The 18,326-nt window shown below is 69.3% G+C and carries 19 protein-coding genes and 1 tRNA gene; 9 read left to right on the top strand and 11 right to left on the bottom strand.

Annotated elements, in window-relative coordinates; all coding sequences use genetic code 11:
• Positions 1 to 4: 4 nt before the first annotated feature.
• A complete protein-coding gene (locus ACN27E_RS23255) occupies positions 5 to 1,546 on the top strand; it encodes a dolichyl-phosphate-mannose--protein mannosyltransferase (protein ID WP_422745076.1) in 1,542 nt (513 codons plus the stop codon).
• Positions 1,547 to 1,645: 99 nt separating this feature from the next.
• The gene (locus tag ACN27E_RS23250; protein WP_422745075.1) at positions 1,646 to 2,515 is read left to right on the top strand and encodes a hypothetical protein; all 870 of its coding nucleotides are present in this window, start codon (positions 1,646 to 1,648) and stop codon (positions 2,513 to 2,515) included.
• Between the two features lie 27 nt (positions 2,516 to 2,542).
• Here the strand turns inward: ACN27E_RS23250 and arcA are convergent, their stop codons facing one another.
• Complete coding sequence (gene arcA / locus ACN27E_RS23245; protein ID WP_422745074.1) at positions 2,543 to 3,748, bottom strand: arginine deiminase; 1,206 nt, start codon at positions 3,746 to 3,748, stop codon at positions 2,543 to 2,545.
• A gap of 55 nt (positions 3,749 to 3,803) precedes the next feature.
• Here arcA and soxR point away from each other — a divergent pair, with 55 nt between their 5' ends.
• Both soxR and ACN27E_RS23235 read left to right on the top strand, forming a co-directional pair.
• Positions 3,804 to 4,235 (top strand): redox-sensitive transcriptional activator SoxR, encoded by a 432-nt coding sequence (gene soxR / locus ACN27E_RS23240; RefSeq protein ID WP_422745072.1) that lies wholly within the window; start codon positions 3,804 to 3,806, stop codon positions 4,233 to 4,235.
• Between the two features lie 34 nt (positions 4,236 to 4,269).
• The gene (locus tag ACN27E_RS23235) at positions 4,270 to 4,866 is read left to right on the top strand and encodes an alpha-ketoglutarate-dependent dioxygenase AlkB (protein ID WP_422745071.1); all 597 of its coding nucleotides are present in this window, start codon (positions 4,270 to 4,272) and stop codon (positions 4,864 to 4,866) included.
• A 4-nt stretch (positions 4,867 to 4,870) separates the two neighbouring features.
• On the opposite strand, the gene ACN27E_RS23230 is transcribed toward ACN27E_RS23235, so the two are convergent.
• On the bottom strand, positions 4,871 to 5,542 hold the full coding sequence (locus tag ACN27E_RS23230) for a DUF5642 family protein (protein ID WP_422745070.1): 672 nt from the start codon (positions 5,540 to 5,542) through the stop codon (positions 4,871 to 4,873).
• A gap of 27 nt (positions 5,543 to 5,569) precedes the next feature.
• The gene (locus ACN27E_RS23225) at positions 5,570 to 6,232 is read right to left on the bottom strand and encodes a DUF5642 family protein (RefSeq protein WP_422745068.1); all 663 of its coding nucleotides are present in this window, start codon (positions 6,230 to 6,232) and stop codon (positions 5,570 to 5,572) included.
• A 107-nt stretch (positions 6,233 to 6,339) separates the two neighbouring features.
• Between ACN27E_RS23225 and ACN27E_RS23220 the strand changes: the two genes are divergently transcribed.
• On the top strand, positions 6,340 to 7,059 hold the full coding sequence (locus tag ACN27E_RS23220; protein ID WP_422750074.1) for an LpqN/LpqT family lipoprotein: 720 nt from the start codon (positions 6,340 to 6,342) through the stop codon (positions 7,057 to 7,059).
• A 4-nt stretch (positions 7,060 to 7,063) separates the two neighbouring features.
• Here ACN27E_RS23220 and ACN27E_RS23215 read toward each other — a convergent pair whose 3' ends face one another.
• Positions 7,064 to 7,885, bottom strand: a complete 822-nt coding sequence (locus tag ACN27E_RS23215) for a shikimate 5-dehydrogenase (RefSeq protein WP_422745066.1) — start codon at positions 7,883 to 7,885, stop codon at positions 7,064 to 7,066.
• A complete protein-coding gene (locus ACN27E_RS23210) occupies positions 7,885 to 8,877 on the bottom strand; it encodes a GNAT family N-acetyltransferase (RefSeq protein ID WP_422745065.1) in 993 nt (330 codons plus the stop codon). The genes ACN27E_RS23215 and ACN27E_RS23210 overlap by 1 nt, the downstream gene beginning before the upstream one ends.
• 146 nt (positions 8,878 to 9,023) lie before the next feature.
• Between ACN27E_RS23210 and ACN27E_RS23205 the strand changes: the two genes are divergently transcribed.
• Together ACN27E_RS23205 and ACN27E_RS23200 are read left to right on the top strand one after the other, a co-directional pair.
• On the top strand, positions 9,024 to 9,713 hold the full coding sequence (locus tag ACN27E_RS23205) for a GAF domain-containing protein (RefSeq protein ID WP_422745064.1): 690 nt from the start codon (positions 9,024 to 9,026) through the stop codon (positions 9,711 to 9,713).
• A 128-nt stretch (positions 9,714 to 9,841) separates the two neighbouring features.
• A complete protein-coding gene (locus tag ACN27E_RS23200) occupies positions 9,842 to 11,329 on the top strand; it encodes a sugar transferase (protein WP_422745062.1) in 1,488 nt (495 codons plus the stop codon).
• A 12-nt stretch (positions 11,330 to 11,341) separates the two neighbouring features.
• Here the strand turns inward: ACN27E_RS23200 and ACN27E_RS23195 are convergent, their stop codons facing one another.
• The 6 genes from ACN27E_RS23195 to ACN27E_RS23170 all read right to left on the bottom strand — a co-directional run bounded on the left by ACN27E_RS23195 (position 11,342) and on the right by ACN27E_RS23170 (position 17,202).
• A complete protein-coding gene (locus ACN27E_RS23195; RefSeq protein WP_422745060.1) occupies positions 11,342 to 12,841 on the bottom strand; it encodes a sugar transferase in 1,500 nt (499 codons plus the stop codon).
• 108 nt (positions 12,842 to 12,949) lie between these two features.
• Positions 12,950 to 13,022: transfer RNA gene (locus ACN27E_RS23190), tRNA-Ala, on the bottom strand.
• Positions 13,023 to 13,070: 48 nt separating this feature from the next.
• Positions 13,071 to 14,162, bottom strand: coding sequence for a gephyrin-like molybdotransferase receptor GlpR (glpR, locus tag ACN27E_RS23185; RefSeq protein WP_422745059.1), 1,092 nt, complete (start codon positions 14,160 to 14,162; stop codon positions 13,071 to 13,073).
• Positions 14,163 to 14,332: 170 nt separating this feature from the next.
• Positions 14,333 to 14,986: a GNAT family N-acetyltransferase gene (locus ACN27E_RS23180; protein WP_422745057.1), complete on the bottom strand. Its 654-nt coding sequence runs from the start codon at positions 14,984 to 14,986 to the stop codon at positions 14,333 to 14,335.
• Between the two features lie 9 nt (positions 14,987 to 14,995).
• Positions 14,996 to 16,252 (bottom strand): gephyrin-like molybdotransferase Glp, encoded by a 1,257-nt coding sequence (gene glp / locus ACN27E_RS23175; protein WP_422745056.1) that lies wholly within the window; start codon positions 16,250 to 16,252, stop codon positions 14,996 to 14,998.
• Between the two features lie 38 nt (positions 16,253 to 16,290).
• Positions 16,291 to 17,202, bottom strand: coding sequence for a UTP--glucose-1-phosphate uridylyltransferase (locus ACN27E_RS23170; protein WP_422745055.1), 912 nt, complete (start codon positions 17,200 to 17,202; stop codon positions 16,291 to 16,293).
• An 83-nt stretch (positions 17,203 to 17,285) separates the two neighbouring features.
• Between ACN27E_RS23170 and ACN27E_RS23165 the strand changes: the two genes are divergently transcribed.
• Positions 17,286 to 17,873 (top strand): 5-formyltetrahydrofolate cyclo-ligase, encoded by a 588-nt coding sequence (locus ACN27E_RS23165; protein ID WP_422745053.1) that lies wholly within the window; start codon positions 17,286 to 17,288, stop codon positions 17,871 to 17,873.
• 72 nt (positions 17,874 to 17,945) lie between these two features.
• Entirely contained in the window at positions 17,946 to 18,290 is a 345-nt protein-coding gene (locus ACN27E_RS23160; protein WP_422745052.1) for an FmdB family zinc ribbon protein, read from the top strand.
• Positions 18,291 to 18,326: the final 36 nt, after the last annotated feature.

The raw sequence follows: 18,326 nt of genomic DNA, 5'->3' as shown, positions 1-18,326 counted from the left end.
AGGCGTGACGGCCCCCGCTATCGAAGCTCCACGCGCGGCCCCCGTCATCAGTCCGGCCCCGCTGGTGCCGGTGGCCGACTTCGGTCCGCTCGATCGCTTGCAGGGGTGGGCGATGACCGCGGTGATCGCGGCACTGGCCGCGATCACGCGGTTCCTGAACCTCGGATCGCCCACCGACGCCGGCACCCCGGTGTTCGACGAGAAGCACTACGCGCCGCAGGCCTGGCAGGTACTGCACAACAACGGCATCGAGGACAACCCCGGTTACGGATTGGTGGTCCACCCGCCCGTCGGCAAGCAGATGATCGCCATCGGCGAGGCGCTGTTCGGCTACAACGGCCTGGGCTGGCGGTTCTCCGGTGCGGTGTGCGGTGTGGTGCTGGTCGTGCTGGTGGCGCGGATCGCCCGTCGCATCACCCGGTCGACGGCGGTGGGCGCCGTCGCCGGGCTGCTGCTGATCGCCGACGGTGTCTCCTTCGTCACCTCGCGCACCGCGCTGCTCGACGGGTTCCTCACCGTCTTCGTGGTGGCGGCGTTCGGCTGCCTGATGGTCGACCGCGATGAAGTCCGGGCCCGCATGCACGTCGCGCTGCTCGAAGGCCGGATCGGCGAGACACCGTGGGGGCCGCGACTCGGCGTGCGTTGGTGGCGTTTCGGCGCCGGGGTGCTGCTGGGGCTGGCCTGCGCGACGAAGTGGTCGGGCCTGTACTTCGTGGTGTTCTTCGGCGTGCTGACGCTGGCCCTCGACGCCGTCGCCCGGCGCCAGTACCGGGTGCGCCGACCGTGGCGCGGGACGCTGCGCCGCGATCTGGGACCCGCGGCGTACGCGCTGGGACTGATCCCCTTCGCGGTGTATCTGGCGTCCTATGCGCCGTGGTTCGCCTCGGAGACCGGCGTGGACCGCCACGAGGTCGGACAGTCGATCGGTGAGCACAGCGCATGGCCGGTCCCGGACGCGATCCGTTCGCTGTGGCATTACACCTACGCCGCGTTCCGCTTCCATTCCGGTCTGACGAATGCGGCGGGCAACCACCATCCGTGGGAGTCCAAACCCTGGACCTGGCCGATGTCGTTGCGGCCGGTGCTCTACGCGATCGACAACCAGGACGTGCCGGGATGCGGCGCCCAATCGTGTGTGAAGGCCGTGATGCTGGTCGGTACGCCGGCGATGTGGTTCCTCGCGGTGCCCGTTCTGGGCTGGGCGGTGTGGCGGGCGTTCGTCAAGCGCGACTGGCGATACGCGGTGGCGCTCACCGGTTACTGCGCGGGATTCCTGCCGTGGTTCGCCGACATCGACCGGCAGATGTACTTCTTCTACGCCTCCGTCATGGCTCCATTTCTGGTGCTGATGATCGCGTTGATCCTCGGCGACATCCTGCACGCGCCCCGGCAGAACGCCGAGCGGCGGACGCTGGGGCTGCTGGTCGTCGCCGGCTACGTCGCGCTGGTCATCACCAACTTCGCCTGGCTGTTTCCCATCCTGACCGGCATCCCGATCTCGCAGACGACGTGGAATCTGCAGATCTGGCTGCCGAGCTGGCGATAGATCTCCCGCGAAACCGCATTCCCTGTCACCAAGCGCGCCTGTTGACAGCCCTGGTTACTGTCTCGCGAGTCTGTCGGAGGGGCTGGCGATCATCTGCCCATGGGCACCGTTTTCCTGGGCAGCGAAGAACTGGCTCGCGGCGCGATCACGCGTTCGCGCCTACGAACGGCGTATCGGGCGCTCTTCCCCGACGTGTATCAACCGGCGATCGCGGCTCCGACGCTGTACGCGAACACCGTCGGCGCATGGCTGTGGTCGAAGCGCCGCGGAGTGATCACCGGCAGAGCGGCCGCGGCACTGCACGGTGCCGAGTGGGTCGACGAAGACTCACCCGTCGAGTTGATCTGGCGCAACAACCGCCCGCCGCAGGGCATCATCGCGCGCGACGACCGGTTCGCCTACGACGAGGTCGTCGAGATCGGCGGCCTGCCGGTGGCGTCGATCCAGCGCACCGCGTTCGACCTCGGCCGGTTCCTTCCGCGCGGCCAGGCCGTCGCCCACCTCGATGCGCTCGCCAGGGCGACGGGTCTGGAGGCCGGCCACGTGGCTCCCGTCGCCGGCCGCTACAAAGGTGCGCGTGGTGCGCGCCGTTGCCGGGAAGCACTCGATGTGATGGACGCGGGCGCCCAGTCGCCGAAAGAGACCTGGCTGCGGCTGTTGCTCATCGACGCAGGCTTTCCAAGGCCGGTCACCCAGATCCCTGTCTGCGATGACTACGGCGCCCCGTTCGCCCACCTGGACATGGGGTGGGAAGACACGATGATCGCCGTCGAGTACGACGGCAAGCAGCACCAGGACGATCGCCGGCGATACGTGTGGGACCACCGACGTCTGACGCTGGTGCGACGGCGGGGCTGGTTGCACGTCCGGGTCATCAACGAGGACCGCCCCTACGACATCGTGCAGCGGGTCCGCGAAGCGTGGGCCCTGCGCGAGAGCGCACACCGGGCTACCAAGCGCCCGGCTTGATGACCGGGAATGCTGTTTCGCGGAGATTCAGAGCGGGTCGCGGGCCGCCGGACACGACATGCAGCGCGGTCCGCCGCGACCGGTGCCCAGCTCCGACGCCGCGATCGGCAACACCTCGATCCCCGAATCGGCCAGGCGCGTATTGGTTTCCACGTTGCGCTCGTAGGCCACGACGACGCCGGGTGCCACCGCGAGGGTGTTGTTGCCGTCATCCCACTGCTCACGCTCGGCGGTCACCGGATCCAGGCCCGTGTCGATCACCCGCAGTTTGCCGATGCCCATCGCCTCGGCGGCCGCATCCACGAACGGCGCCTCGCGGTCGATCTTCACCCCGCCGGCCGTGCGGTGGATGGTGAACGCCGACAACGAGTCGACGATGTTCGGATACATCACCACCGCATCGGTGTCGACCATGGTGCACACGGTGTCCAGGTGCATCTGCGCCCGCTCCTGCGCGATCGGCACGGCCAGCACGGTGTGCGCGAGATCGTCGTCGAACAGGCTGCGCGCCAACGCCTCCGCACCGGCGGGGGTGGTGCGCTCCCCCACCCCGACGGCGACCACACCGGGCGCCAGGAGCAGCACGTCCCCACCTTCCACCGGCGCCGAGCGCGATTCGTAAGCCCTTCGCACGCCGAGGAAGCGGGGGTGGTGCGCGTAGATCAGATCGGTCAGCGACGTCTCGCGAACCCGCGCCGGCAGTGCGAGCGACGTGATGGCGACCCTGGGTCCGATCCAGAATGACGAGTCGCGGGTGAACAGCAGATTGGGTAGCGGGTCGATGACGAAGTCGCCGCCGTGATGCATCCGTCGCACCAACGAGAACTCGCGCTCACCGAACGGCAGCTCGTTGAACGTCATACCGGCCATCAGCACATGCGCCAGCGGATGCGGCTCCAGCGTCCGCAGATACGCCGACAGCTCCTGCGCCAGAGGCAAACCCAGGCGCCGGGGATCCACCGCCGCGGCGATCCCCTGCATCCGCGCGGCCCCGCTGGCCAGCGCCTCGCTCAGCAGTTCGGCCAGGAGCAGCACCTCTACCCCACGCGAGCGCAGCACGTCGGCGAACTGATCGTGCTCCTCCTGCGCCTTGGACACCCAGGGCAGCCCGTCGAACAGCAGCGCGTCGTTGTTGCGCGGGGTCAACCGCTGCAGTTCAGCGCCGGGTCGGTGCAGGATGACCACGCGCAGCGCGCCCACCTCGGAGTTCGATCCCAGCACGATATCGGCCACCCGATCACCGTAACGCCATCGCGCGCCGACCGAGACCTGAAGTATTGTTCAGGTCATGGACGGCCACGAGCTGACCCCGAGCGAGATGGCGGTGCGCAGCGGGGTGGCGGTGTCGGCTTTGCACTTCTACGAACGCGAAGGACTGATCAGCAGCCGCCGCACCGCGGGCAACCAACGGCGCTACGCCCGCGAGACGCTGCGGCGGGTCGCATTCATCCGGATGTCGCAGCGGCTCGGTATCCCGCTGGCCCGGATCAGTGCGGCCTTGGCCACCCTGCCGTCGGATCGGGTGCCCACGACCAAGGACTGGGCCAAGCTGTCCGCCGGTTGGCGCGCCGACCTCGACGAGCGGATCCTGCACCTGCAGCGCCTGCGCGACAACCTCGCCGGCTGCATCGGCTGCGGCTGCCTGAGCCTCAAGACGTGCGTGCTGACCAACCCCGGCGACGTCCTCGCCGAACACGGGCCGGGTGCCGTCCGCCTCTGAGTCGATCGAACGGGTGTGCGATACACTCTCCGGCATGGAGCAGGCTCTTCAAGGCTCCCTGTTCGAGCACGCCGAGCGGCGCCACCTCGGCAACGGCGCATGGCTCGACGTCCGATCGGGCTGGCTGACCGACGCCGACACCCTTTTCGACGAACTGCGGGCCTGCGTCCCGTGGCGCGCGGAGCGCCGGCAGATGTACGACCGGGTGCTCGACGTCCCTCGCCTGCTCAGCTTCCACAACCTCGTGGACGAGGCGGCGCCCCATCCGCGCCTCAAGCAGATGCGCAGGCGCCTCAACGATTCCTACGGCGGCGAACTCGGCGAGCCGTTCACCACCGCCGGGCTGTGCCTCTACCGCGACGGCAACGACAGCGTCGCCTGGCACGGGGACAACATCGGCCGCAGCAGCACCCAGGACACCATGGTGGCGATCGTGGGACTCGGCGCCACCCGCGTTTTCGCGCTGCGCCCCCGCGGCGGCGGCCCGTCGCTGCGCATCCATCACCACCACGGCGATCTGCTGGTGATGGGTGGTTCCTGTCAACGCACCTGGGAGCACGCGATTCCGAAGACCACGAGACCCACCGGGGGACGCATCAGCATCCAGTTCCGGCCACACGACGTGCGGTGAGCGGTCAACCTCTGACGTCGGCGACCGCGGTGCTCAACAGATCCCGCGCCCGCTGGGTGTTGACCGGCACCACCCGTTGCCCCGGCACGACCAGCGGATTGGCCGTCACGATCACCAGATAGGAATCGAAGCTCGCGATGTAGTTGTAGAGCTCACCGGTGCGCGGGACACCGCCGACGACAGTCTGCACCACCCGATGGGTCGCCGAGGTCCGCGCCCCCTCGATCGCCGGGGCCTCGACGGCCTCGACCAGACCACGCACCTGCGGACCGCTGAACTCCACCTTGTTGCAGGCCTTGTCGGCGTCGTCGAGAGCGACCGGCTCTGAGGTCTCCACGGCGATCGCGATGAAGCGGTTGCCCTCGCCTTCGGCGGTGGCTGCGGCCATGTTGCCCTTGAGTCCCGATTCGGGCAGCAGTCCGCGGGCGTACTTCGCGCACTCCGGCGGCTGGAAGCGCACCCCCTCCGGCACCGGCTGCGGCTGCAGCAGTTTCGGGTCGATTCCGGTCGGCGCGATGTCGCGGTACTGGAACTGCGGTCCGAACGTCGATCTGACCTCGGAGATCCGGGCGATGTCAGCGGACGGCCCGGCACCGCCGCCCTGACCGTCGGATCCGCAGGCGGCGGTCAGCAGAGCCACCAAGACCACGGCCGGTATCGACTTCGGGGTGGACATCGCCGCCAATGTACCCGTCGCCTGTGCTCAGGCGCGCAACGCCGCGACCGTTTCGGTGAGCAGGTCGGCGGCGAAATCGCCCTCCAGCGCCGCATCCGATGCTCCCGGGTCGGTGACCACCGTGACGTAGACCAGGCGTCCAGCATCATGGGCCATCACAGTCGTTGCCCGCGAACGCGTTTCGGTACCGCCCTCGACGACCGTCAGCGTATCGGCCGCCATCGCGACGGTCTGCGCGCCGGGCACCGGCGGGGCCGGCACCACGCGGACGGTGCCGGTACTCGGCCCCGCCGACACCTGCCACGAGTCGCACTCGCCGACCACCGCCGGGTCGAGGCCCGCGGCGCCCGACGCCGCAACGGCGTAGACGATCCCGCCCGCGCCGGAGGCGGACCATCCGCGCACCGTCGCGGGCTCGACCGCCGGATCCGACAAGGCCCCGCAGGCCACCGGTTCGGCTCGCCAGCCGGGCCCGAACCCCCACTGGGCGAGCGGGGTGACCCGACCGCTCACGTCGGCCACCTCATAGTCGGGCGGCAGGTCGTCCCGAGCGCGGTCGATGCGCGACGGATCGATCGCGCCGGTGGCCGCGCTGGTCGCCGGCGGGGCTGCGGGCTGCGGCTCGTCCGGTGCCGCACCGCACCCGGCGAGGACTGCCGCGGCGGCCCCCACGGCCGCGATGTGGCGCACCAGCCGATGATTCCACAGCCGGCGACCCACCGGCCGTCACGCCAGATCGTGTCGCGACAAGGGACTTCGACGGTATCCTCCATCGGATCATGATCGAACGGAGTGCCATGACACCGTCATTACGAGCAGGCGCCGCCGCCGTCCTCGCCGCCGCCGTCGGCCTCGCCCTCGCGGGCTGCGACTCCGGCACATCCGGGGAGGCGGTGAGCGAGCAGCAGAGCACCTCGGGCGCCGCATCGTCGAGCAGCGCCACACCCACCGAACCCGAGACCCCCTCGCCGACGTCACCGACCGAGGCCGCCGGTCCGCAGCAGACGATCGCCGACTACATCCGCGAGAACGGCATCCAGCAGACCCCGGCCGAACCCGGTCAGCCGGGGACCCCGACGGTCGACCTGCCGACCCCCGCGGGCTGGGTGGACGCCGGCGACCGGACACCGCCGGGGGCTTACCGCGCAATCGTTTTCGACGATCCGGCCGCCGCGCAGGATCCCCCGATGATCACCGCGACGATGAGCAAACTGACCGGCAACGTCGACCCGGCCAAGATCCTCGAATACGCGCCGGGAGAGATCAAGAATCTGCCCGGCTACGAGAACCTCGGCGACGGGAAGGCCACCCAGCTCAGCGGTTTCGATGCCTATCAGGTCGGTGGGGCGTACACCCGCGACGGCGTGCGGCGGATGATCGCCCGCAAGACGGTCGTGATCCCTGCACCGGACGGCCTGTTCCTGCTCGAGCTGACCGCCGACGGCACGGAGGACCAGATCGGTCCGCTGCTCGACGCGACGGCGACCATCGACGAGCAGACCGTCATCCGACCCTGAGCGCTCAGGCCCGCGACAGTGCCGACGCCTCGGCAACCTGCTGGTCCGTCGGCCGCACCCCGGTGTAGCGCTCGAACTGTTCGGCCGCCTGCAGCGCGATGACCTCTGCGCCGGTGATGACCGGAACGCCGGCCGCCCGCGCCGCCGTGATCAGCGGTGTCTCCGCGGGCATCGCGACGACGTCGAAGACCGTGTGGGCACCGGCGATCGCTGTGTCGTCGAAGGCCGAGGCCTCCGCGTCCGGACCGCCGGCCATCCCCAGGGGTGTGACGTTGACGAGCACGGCGCCGTCGGGCCGCTCGACGCTCGAGGCGTATCGGTAGTCCAGCCGGCCGGCCAGTTGCGCGCCGGTGTCGCGGTTACGGGCAACGATCGTGCCGTCGAGGAATCCGTGATCGCGGAACGCGGCGCCGACCGCGGCGGCCATTCCCCCGCTACCGCGGATGACCACCGAGCGGGTGCGGTCGAGGGCATGCGCGTCGATCAGTCGCTGAACGGCCAGGTAGTCGGTGTTCGACGCGGTCAGATGTCCATCGTCGTTGACGATCGTGTTGACCGCATCGATGACTCGGGCGGACTGCTCGATCTCGTCGACGAGCGGGATGACGGCCTGTTTGAACGGCATCGACACCGAGCAGCCCCGGATGCCCAGCGCGCGCACCCCACCGATCGCCGCGGCGATGTCGTTCGTCGTGAACGCCTTGTAGACGTAGTCCAGGCCCAACACCTCGTAGAGGTGGTTGTGGAACCGGGTGCCGATATTGCTGGGCCGTCCGGCCAGTGAGATGCAGAGCCGGGTGTCCTTGTTCAGCGGGGGGCGAGCCATCAACCGACCGCCCGGATGACCTGGCCGGCCGTATCACGGATCTCGGTGGCCAGTCCGGTCGGCAGGGTCGTCCCAGCGGGCAGCTCGACAACGGTGGTGACGACGCCGATGTCGTCGTAGGTCCAGTGGGCGCCGAACTTGTCGAAGATTCTGCGCATGGGCACGTTGTCGGTGAGCACGCGCGCGGTGAACCGTTGCACGCCATCGTATTTCGCCGCGATCACCAGAGCGTTCATCAAGAACCCGCCGAGTCCGCGACCCTGGTAGTCGTCGCCGACCATGAACGCCACCTCGGCGGTGGTCGGGTCACGCTCGTCGCGGACGAAGCGGGCATCGGCGACCACCGGTCCGTCGATACCGTCGGTCATGACCCAGACGAAGTGGTCGGCGTAGTCCACCTCGAACAGGTACGCCATCAACCGCGGCGTCGGGCGCAGAGCGGATTGGAAACGGCGGTACAGCGTCTCGCTGGAGAACTCCACCGGCCCGTTGACCGTGCGTTCGTTGTCACCGGGCAGCACGGGCCGCAGGAAGAGTTCGGTGCCGTCGCGCATCCGAACGGGGATCGGGGTGATGAACGCGGCCAGCCGCTGGCGGGCCAGCCGGACCAGCCTGGCCATCAGGCCCGGAACCTCGAGCATGGCCTCGAACGCATCGTGCGCGCCGATCCAACCGGTCAGCGCATCGGTCGCGACGACCGTGGCCGTGCGGGCGGTGTCGCGCATCAAGGCGATCTCGCCGACGATCATGCCGGCATGCACCTCGACGACGGTGGGCGACGCGCCTACTCCAGAATGGGTCACCTGCGCGCACCCGGAGCCGATGAGCAGAAACGACACGGCGGGTTCGCCCTGGCGCATGAGCACCTCGCCCGGCGCTGCGGTCAGCGGCCGCAGCTGTGCGGCCAACGGCCCCAGCGAATCGACGGGGCAGCCGGCGAAGAAGTCCAGGCCCGCGAGTTCGGCTGCGCGGACGGCGGTGGAACCGGCCACGTCTGCGAGGCTACGGCGTGCTCGTCGGGACGGGCAAGGACGTCGGGGCGGCCGGGCGCGGTCGGCCGATGGTCGACTTTCGCAACCGCTGCGGCTGACGGCCGTATTGCGGTTCGCCGGAACGTCGCAGGCACTAATCTGTTGAGGTGACTGACTCGACGTCGCCGGACGGCGACGCCCCGAGCGGGGGGGCGGACGAGGAGGTCACCGATCCGAAAGTCGCACAGATCAACCGCGCACTCATCGAGACGGTGACCGGACCCGGGATCGACGATCCCACGGTCCGCCGGCTGGCCGCACAGTTGGCGGACAACGACAAGCTCCTCGACTCCCTGATGGATCTGTGGCTCGGTGACGCCGCCCGCATCGACGCCTTGCACCGAACCGGTCTGATGACCGGAGCGCAAAAGGATCAGCTCGACCGCATCGCCTCGTTGACCACCGAGGCGCTCGGTGCCCGCTACGCCGCCGTCTCGCTGGTGGACCGGGACACCCAGCTGCTCGCCGGGTGCAGCATTGTCGGCGACGACTTCACCCGGTCCCGGCCCATCGAGTTCTCGGTGTGCAAGTTCGCCGTCGTCGCCGGGCGGCCGCTGATCGTGGAGGACATGACCGCCCACCCGTTACTGGCCAAGCATCCGACCGTCGTTGCCGGTGAGGTGCTGGCCTACGCCGGGGTCCTGCTCACCGACGACGACGGCAACACGATCGGCACCCTGTGCGTCTGGGATGACCGCCCCCGCCGCTGGACCGGTCCGCAGGTGCAGCTCCTCGAGGATTTCGCCGCGATCGCACGGAAGAAGATCTTCGAGACGGCAAATGGCGAGGGGCGGTGAGCGACTTCGATGAACGGCACAAATCTTACGAGAGTCGGTCGTCCGCAAGACCGTCTGCCCAATCGCTGCGCCGGACTCATCGACAGCCAGTACTGTCCGCCCATGGCGGCGCGGGAGGTGTGACAGTCGTGGCGTCGGCAGAGACGGTCTCCGCCGCATTGGCGCCCGAGGCGCATTCTTCGGCCGATCAGCGACCGTCGAAGTCCCTGGCCGCGCTCGTGCGTGCGAATCCGCTCAACACCACCATCACCGTCGCCGTCGACGTGCTGTCCGCATCGCTCGGCGTCGCCGCCGGCCTCTGGTGGGCGTACAACACCCAGGAGGTGCTGGCGCCGCTGTGGATGGTGGCGTTGTTCGTGCCGCTGGTCCTCGTGATGCTCGCCTTCCGCTCGTCGTACCGCCGCACGCTCGACCGGAAGGTGATGGACGAGATCGGCCCGGTGGAGACCACCGTCGCGCTGGCCTCGATGACGGTGCTCGCGGTGCTGATCTTCAGCGACGTCACCGGTAAGCCCGGCGCGCTGATGTCCAAGATCTGGATCTGTGCGGGCGTGCTCATGCCGCTCGGCAGGTTGATCCACGCCTTCGTCCAGCGGCGACTACGGGTTGCCGTCGGTAGCGGCCTCGTCGCGCCCACGCTGATCGTCGGCAACGGCCGGGTCGCGCACCAGGTCGCCGAACGGCTCAGGACCTCCCCACAGTACGGACTCGCGCCGATCGGGCTGGTCTCCACGGAAGAACCGTGGAGTGGCGACGGTGACGACGTCCCGCTGCTCCCCCACGTCGGCAGCCCCGAGGGCATCGAGGGCGCGATCGACCGCACCGGCGCCGAGGCGTTGATCATCGCCTTCTCCCGTACCCAGGACCAGCTCCTGACCCGCGTCATCCGGGTCGCACACCAGCACGGCATGCGGGTCTGGGTGGTGCCGCGCATGTTCGACGCGGTGGGCGAAAAGGTGCGGGTCGAACACATCGGCGGCCTCCCGCTGCTCGCCCTGCCGCACGCCAACCCGCGCGGATGGCAGTTCACCGTCAAACACGTCCTGGACCGCGTGCTGGCCGCGCTGGGGCTGATCCTCATCTCGCCGCTCTTCCTGACGCTGATGCTGCTGGTGCGGCTCAGCTCGCCGGGGCCGATCTTCTTCACCCAGGAGCGGGTCGGTCGCGACGGTCAGGTGTTCGGCTGCCTCAAATTCCGCACCATGCGCGAACCTCGCGCTTCCGACGCCGCCTTCCAGCTGGGTGCCGGTTCGGCACCGGGCGGTGTCGAAGGCGTCGACCGGCGCACCAAGATCGGCAAGATCATGCGGGCCACGTCGATGGACGAACTCCCGCAGTTCATCAACGTCGTCAAGGGCGATATGAGCCTGGTCGGTCCCCGGCCGGAGCGCCCGGAGTTCGTCGAACTGTTCGAGATGCAGATCCGCCGCTACGGGGAGCGCCACCGGGTCAAGGCCGGTGTGACCGGCTGGGCCCAGGTCAACGGGTTGCGTGGGCAGACCTCCATCGCCGACCGGGCGGAATGGGACAACTATTACATCGAGAACTGGTCGATCGCCCTGGACATCAAGATCCTCCTGATGACGGTGCTGGCGGTGCTCAAACGCGCCGAGTGAGTTCCGAGCCGGTCACTCGGCGCGGCGCAACATCGCTGGGACGGTGAGCGCCAGGATCTTCACATCGAGGGTCAGGGACCAATTCTCGATGTAGTAGTTGTCCCATTCCGCGCGATCCTGCAGCGAGGTCTGGCCACGCAGACCGTGCACCTGAGCCCAGCCGGTCACACCGGCCTTGACCCTGTGACGCTCCCCGTAGCGGCGAATGTCGGCTTCGAATGCGTCGACGTACTCGGGCCGCTCGGGGCGCGGCCCGACCAGACTCATCTCGCCGCGCACGACGTTCACCAACTGGGGCAGCTCGTCCATCGACGTGGCCCGCATGATCTTGCCGATCGGGGTACGGCGGTCCCGTCCTTCGACCCCGCCGGGGGCCGTGAGCGGCTCGAGTGCGAAATCGCCGTCCGTTTCGGCCGGCTCTCGCATGGTGCGGAACTTCAGGCAGTCGAACACCTGGCCGTCACGCCCGACCCGCTGCTGCCGGAACAGGATCGGTCCGCGGGACGTCAGCGCGATCAGCGCCGCCAGCAGCAGCAACAGCGGCGACAGCGCCACCAGACCGGCGCCGGCCAGCACCCGGTCGCAGGCGTGTTTGACGGCGAACCGCCAGCCGCGGGGGTGGGCCGGAGCCACCGCCAGCAGGGGCAGTCCACCGATGTGCTCCACCCGCACCCCCTGCCCCACCACGTCGAACATGCGCGGCACCACCCAGACCCGCAGACGGTGTTCCAGCGCGACGGGCACCACGCGGGTGAGGAGGTGATCCTGCATGACCGAGAACGCGACGATGACCGCCTCGGCGCCGGTGGCGGCGATCGCCTCCGCGATCGACTCCGGCGGACCGAGGCGCGGAAGCGCGGTGGGGGCAGTGGCGTCCGACCCCGACCACGGATCCTCCACCGAGAGCAGGCCGATCGGCTTCAGCCCGTACCGGTCGGATTGCGAGAGGCGCTCGGCGATCTGATGGGCCACCATCCCGTTTCCGACGATGAGCGTCGGCGCGGCCAGCAGGTGGCGATGGGACAGCCGGCGCTGCAGCGTCACGTGGAGCACGCGGCCCGAGGGCATCAGCACGGCGGCGCAGATCCAGACTTTCGACATCAACCCGCCGGGACGGCCGGTGGTGTTGGAGAACGTCATCACGGTCAGCACCAGCATCGCCGCGAGCATCACCGTCGTCTCGACGGGACCCACCTCGTCCATGATTCGGCGGTTCAGATTGGGCCGGTACAGCGAACGCACGCCGAGGAGGACGACGACCAACGGCACGAACAGGGTGGCGAGCCATACCGGTGGTGCGGAGGTCTGCGTGCCGGAAGCCCATACACCGGCCAGGCCGACGGCCAGACCGGCGCATACGACGTCGACGGTGACCGCCACGACGGTGCGCAGCGGGTCGCGCCGCAGCGCAGCGGGGAGGCGGCCGACGCGCGCCGCAGTCGGCGGCATCACGCGGCGAGTGCCACTGTCCAACTGTCGTCCCCGATCGGCGTGCAGGTCAAGATCATCCACGCCGAATTGTGCGGGACACCGTCGCCGAAACCGAGTCGTTCGCCACCGAACACGGAGGCGGTAATAATTTGGTCGTCATTGGGCGACCGGGCCACCCCGGACGAGAAGTGGAGCTAAGGGGAATCGAACCCCTGACCTACTCGATGCGAACGAGTCGCGCTACCAACTGCGCCATAGCCCCTGATACCGGACGAAAGGCTACCAGCCTCGACGCACCGGCCGAAACCGGCTACTGACCAGCGGCCCTGGGCAGGTCGTAGTGCCGGGCGAACGCGACCTCGTCGAGGTGTTCGAACGCCGGGTCCTCGTCGTCGATCTCGAGCACCGCCGCCCCCGGCCGGCGCAACCGGGACGGCACGACGTCCAGATCGCTGTCGGCGGTGTTCTCCACGCCCAGGCGGGACCGGCGCACCCGCTGCGCGCGGCGACGGCGCACCTGCTCCTCGATGCGTGTTTGGCGACGCAGATAGCCCAGGTACAGCGCGGTCACGACGCCGACCACCCCGCACAGCCACCACGCCCACGGGGCGACGAGGTAGGCCGCCACACCCGTGACGAGGAGCGCGACCGCCATACCCGTCACCATGCGCTTGCGGAACTGGTACTTGCGGGCGCTCACCGCGGCCGCGGTCTTCGATTCGTAGCGACGCCGTCGAGCGGCGCTCACCGAATCGGCGATGCCCGGGTCGTCCTCCTCGGTCGACGCCTCCAGACCCGACGAATCCGCCACGTATTCGTACTCGTCGCGGGTGCCGTCGGCATCGGCGGCCTGGTCGGCCTGGTCGGCATCGTCGGCATCGTCGGCGGACTGCTGCTCCAGCCGCTCGGTGACGTCCTCGGATTCGGCTGTGTCCGAAAGGGTCTCGTGCAGCTCGGCCGGCTGCTCGACGGGCTCCTCGCGAACCGGGTCTTCGCGGAATTCGGTGGAGGCGGCAGCGATCGGCAGCGCACCGGAGTCCTCCTCGACCACATCGACGTCCAGATAGTCCGGTTCGTCGGAGGCAGTCGCGGCGGCGGCGAGCACGACGGTGCGCCGGGGCGCGTCCTGCGCGTCGGCCTCCACCTCGTCGAGGTCCTCATCGTGGTCCTCGCCGTGGGCGTCGGCCGACGGTTGCCAATCGGGGTCCGAGTGGTGTCCGGCGGCGGGTCGCGTACGGCGCAGCAGCCGCGCGCTCGAACCGGAGTTGAGCACCCGGGTCGACAGCGCGACGTCGCTCGTGCGACGGACTGCGTCCCGCTTGCTGATCAACATCGGAACCAGCACGAAGAGCCACAGCACGACGAGCGAGATCCAGAGAAGAGATTGGGGGATGCTTGGCATGGCGCCTGCTCCTTTCCCCTTCAGGCTAGGTCCGGTGACCAGCGCATCTGGGGACGACGCGCCGGGGACAATTACACACCTGTAATTAACCGCAGACAAGCACCACGAGTAACACCAGTCACACGTGTCACAATTTGGCCTCGCGGCGTCTGACGCGCAGCCGCCGACCGCTAGGCCCAGGCCGCCCGGCCCGTGTGCACCAACGCCGCCACGGCCGATACCGGTAGCTCCTCGGCCGTCACGGCGACCAGGAGATGATCGCGCCACGCCCCGTCCACCTCGAGATAGCGCTTGAGCAGACCCTCCTCGCGGAAGCCCACCTTGGCCAGAACGCGGCGGCTGGCGGCGTTCTCCGGTCGCACGGTGGCCTCCACCCGGTGCAGCATGACCGGCCCGAAGCAGTGGTCGACGCCGAGGGCGAGCGCTGCGGTCGCCACACCCCCACCGATCACGTCGCTGGCCACCCAGTAGCCGATCCAGGCCGACCGCAGCGCCCCGTGCGTGACGTTCCCGATCGTGAGCTGACCGGCGAACTGCCCGTCGAGTTCGATGGCGTAGGGCAGCATCCGGCCCTTGCGGGCTTCCGACCGCAGACCCGAACACACCGAGGGCCACGAGGACATGGCATGTCGCAGCGACCATTCCACGCCGGTGACCGGCTCCCATGGTTCGAGGTGGGCGCGGTCGGCCAACCGGATGCGGCTCCACGTCGCCCCGTCGCGCAGCCGAACCGGGCGCAGCCGCACCACTCCGCCGGGCACCCGCACCGGGCCCGTGGAGGTCGGCCAACCCGGGTGGGCGGAACTGGATCGCAGCGGATTCACCTCACTCGATCAGCCGCGCTGCGCCAGGAACGCCACGTCGACGGTTTCGCCGGTCCGGACCTCCTCGGCGTCGCTGGGCACGATCACCAGACAGTTGGCCTCGGCGAGCGTGGCCAACAGGTGCGACGATGCACCCGGCGCGCCACCGAGTGCCTGCACCAGATACTCGCCGGTGTCCTGATCGCGCATGAGCTGGCCCCGTAGATAGCCTTTCCGCCCGACCACCGACGTGATGGGCGACAGGGCACGCGCCGAGACGACGCGGCGCATCGGCGCCCGCTTACCCAATGACAGCCGGATCAGCGGACGGACCATCACCTCGAAGACCACCAGCGCGCTGACCGGATTGGCCGGCAGCAGGAACACCGGCACGCCGTCGCGGCCGAGCTGACCGAAACCCTGGACCGATCCGGGGTGCATCGCGATCCGCGCCACCTCCATCTCCCCGAGCCCGGCCAGCACGTTGCGCACCGATTCGGCCGCCGCGCCGCCGACCGCGCCCGCGATCACGACGATCTCCGCGCGGTTCAGCTGACCTTCGACCACCTCGCGCAGCCGGGCCGGATCGGCGTCGACGATCCCGACCCGGTTCACCTCCGCACCGGCGTCGCGCGCGGCGGCGGCCAGCGCATAGGAGTTCACGTCGTAGACCTGCCCGTTGCCCGGCGTGCGACTGATGTCGACCAGCTCGCCGCCCACCGACAGCACCGATAGGCGAGGCCGCGGGTGGACCAGTACGCGCTCCCGGCCCACTGCGGCCAGCAGCCCCACCTGGGCCGGGCCGATGATCGTGCCGGCCCGCACCGCCACATCGCCGGGCTGGACATCGTCACCGGTACGCCGGACATATGCGCCGGAGCGCACCCCGCGCAGCACTCGCACCCGACCCGAGCCGCCGTCGGTCCACCGCAACGGCAGCACCGCATCGGCCAGTGTGGGCATCGGGGCGCCGGTCTGCACGCGCGCCGCCTGCCGGGGCTGCAGGCGGCTGGGCGTGCGCTCGCCCGCCACGATCGACGCCATCACCGGCAGACTGATGTCCCGGCCGTCGTGATCCTCACCGTCGAGGCTCCCGACCCCCAGCACATCGACGCTGCGGACCGCGTATCCGTCGATGGCCGCCTGGTCGAAGCCGGGCATGGGACGTTCGGTGACCACTTCCTCGGCACACATCAGCCCCTGCGCCTCGGCGATGGCGACGCGCACCGGCCGCGGTGCCACCGCGGCGGCGGCTACCCGGGCCTGCTGCTCCTCAACCGACCGCACAACACGCCTTTCTGATCATCCGGGCCTGTCGCGCTGCGCTATTTCTCGGTCAGACCCAATCGCTCGACCAACCACTCCCGCAATTCGGGTCCGTAGTCGTCGCGTTCCAACGCAAAGTCAACCGCAGCCTTGAGGTAGCCGCCCGGATTTCCCAGGTCGTGTCGGGAGCCGCGGTGGACGACCACATGGACCGGGTGGCCCTCTTCGATCAGCAGCGCGATCGCGTCGGTCAACTGGATCTCGTTGCCCGCTCCGCGTTCGACGCGCCGCAACGCATCGAAGATCGCCCGGTCCAGGACGTAGCGACCGGCCGCGGCGTAGGGCGACGGCGCGTCCTCGGCCTTGGGCTTCTCGACCATGCCCCGCACCCGCAATACGTTCGGGTTGGTCGCATCGGGCACCACCTCCACGTCGAAGACGCCGTAGGCGCTGATCTTCTCCGGCTCCACCTCGATCGCGCAGAGCACCGAGCCGCCGCGTTTGGCCCGCACCTTCGACATCGTCTCCAGCACCCCGGTGGGCAGCACCAGATCGTCGGGGAGCAGCACGGCGACGGCGTCCTCGTCGTCCGACAGCGTCGGCTCCACACAGGCGACCGCGTGCCCGAGTCCCAGTGGTTCGCTCTGCACCACCGACTCGACCTTGATCAACGCGGGGGCACGCCGCACTTTCTCGAGCATGGTCTTCTTGCCGCGGGCCTCCAGCGTCCCCTCGAGGACCAGGTCCTGCACGAAGTGGGCAACCACCCCGTCTTTGCCTTCGGAGGTGATGATCACCAGTCGCTCGGCCCCGGCCTCGGCCGCCTCGGCGGCGACGAGTTCGATGCCGGGAGTGTCCACGACCGGCAGCAACTCCTTGGGCACCGTCTTGGTGGCAGGCAGGAAACGCGTGCCCAGCCCGGCGGCGGGGACGACCGCGGTGCGCGGGATGGGAACTTCAGGCGGTGTCATCGCCACCAAGATAACTGGTCGGAATCGGTTCGACCTCCCATAGCCGGCAATACGGACGAAGTCCGGATGTCATCGTGGAGGCTGTGAACCGCCCGACCAAGTCCGATCTTCGGACCGCGCTGCTGCGCGCCCGCCGCGAAGTGCCGGCGGCGCGACGCCAGGCCGACACCGAGGCGCTGTGCGGGCACCTGCCCGGCTTCGTCCGGGCCGGCGAGACGGTATGTGCGTACGTGCCCGTCGGTTCCGAACCCGGGTCGGTGGAATTGCTGGACGCCCTGCGCGCGCTTGGGGCGCGGGTACTGGTTCCGGTCACCGCCCACGACGCCACCGGAGCGGCCATGGCGCTGCGGTGGGCCGAGTACCGGCCCGGCCGGCTGATCGCCGCCCGCTACGGATTGCTCGAGCCGGCGGGGCCGACGCTCGGAGACGAAGCGATCGCGCATGCCGTGACGGTGCTGGTGCCCGCACTGGCAGTCGATCGCACGGGCGCACGACTGGGCCGGGGCGCGGGTTTCTACGATCGCTCACTTCCGCTGGCGGCCCCGGGCGCACGCCTGGTGGCCGTGGTGCGCGATGATGAATTGGTCGAGCAACTGCCCACTGAACCGCACGATGTCACCATGACGCATGCGTTGACCCCTGGGCACGGCTTGGTCCGGTTGCGGGAATGACACCCGCGGCGTGGCGGTTCTAGCACTTGAGTCGGTAGAGTGCTAACTAGTTTGACGACCTCGGAGGTTTTCGTGCCTACCTATTCCTATGCGTGCACCGAATGCGACAACCGCTTCGATGCCGTTCAGGCGTTCAGCGACGATGCGCTGACCGAATGCCCGCAGTGCAACGGCCGGTTGCGCAAACTCTTCGGCAAGGTGGGCGTCGTGTTCAAGGGCAGCGGGTTCTACCGCACCGACAGCCGAGAGGCCGGTAAGAGCTCGGGCAACGGCGCCGCCAAGAGTTCCGAATCCGCCGGCGGCTCCGAGAAGTCGACATCGTCGAGCAACGGATCGTCCGGCTCGTCGGGCTCGTCGGGCGACTCCGGTTCGAGCTCCACGGCCAAGAGCGCAGCGCCGGCCGCGGCCTCCAGCTGATTCGGGTTATCCACAGGCCCGTCCGTCCGACCGCGC

It is taken from the genome of Mycobacterium sp. WMMD1722 (assembly GCF_049315205.1).
GTDB lineage: Bacteria > Actinomycetota > Actinomycetes > Mycobacteriales > Mycobacteriaceae > Mycobacterium.
Note: the sequence above shows the minus strand (reverse complement) of the source record. Positions and strands in the feature narration are given on the sequence as shown.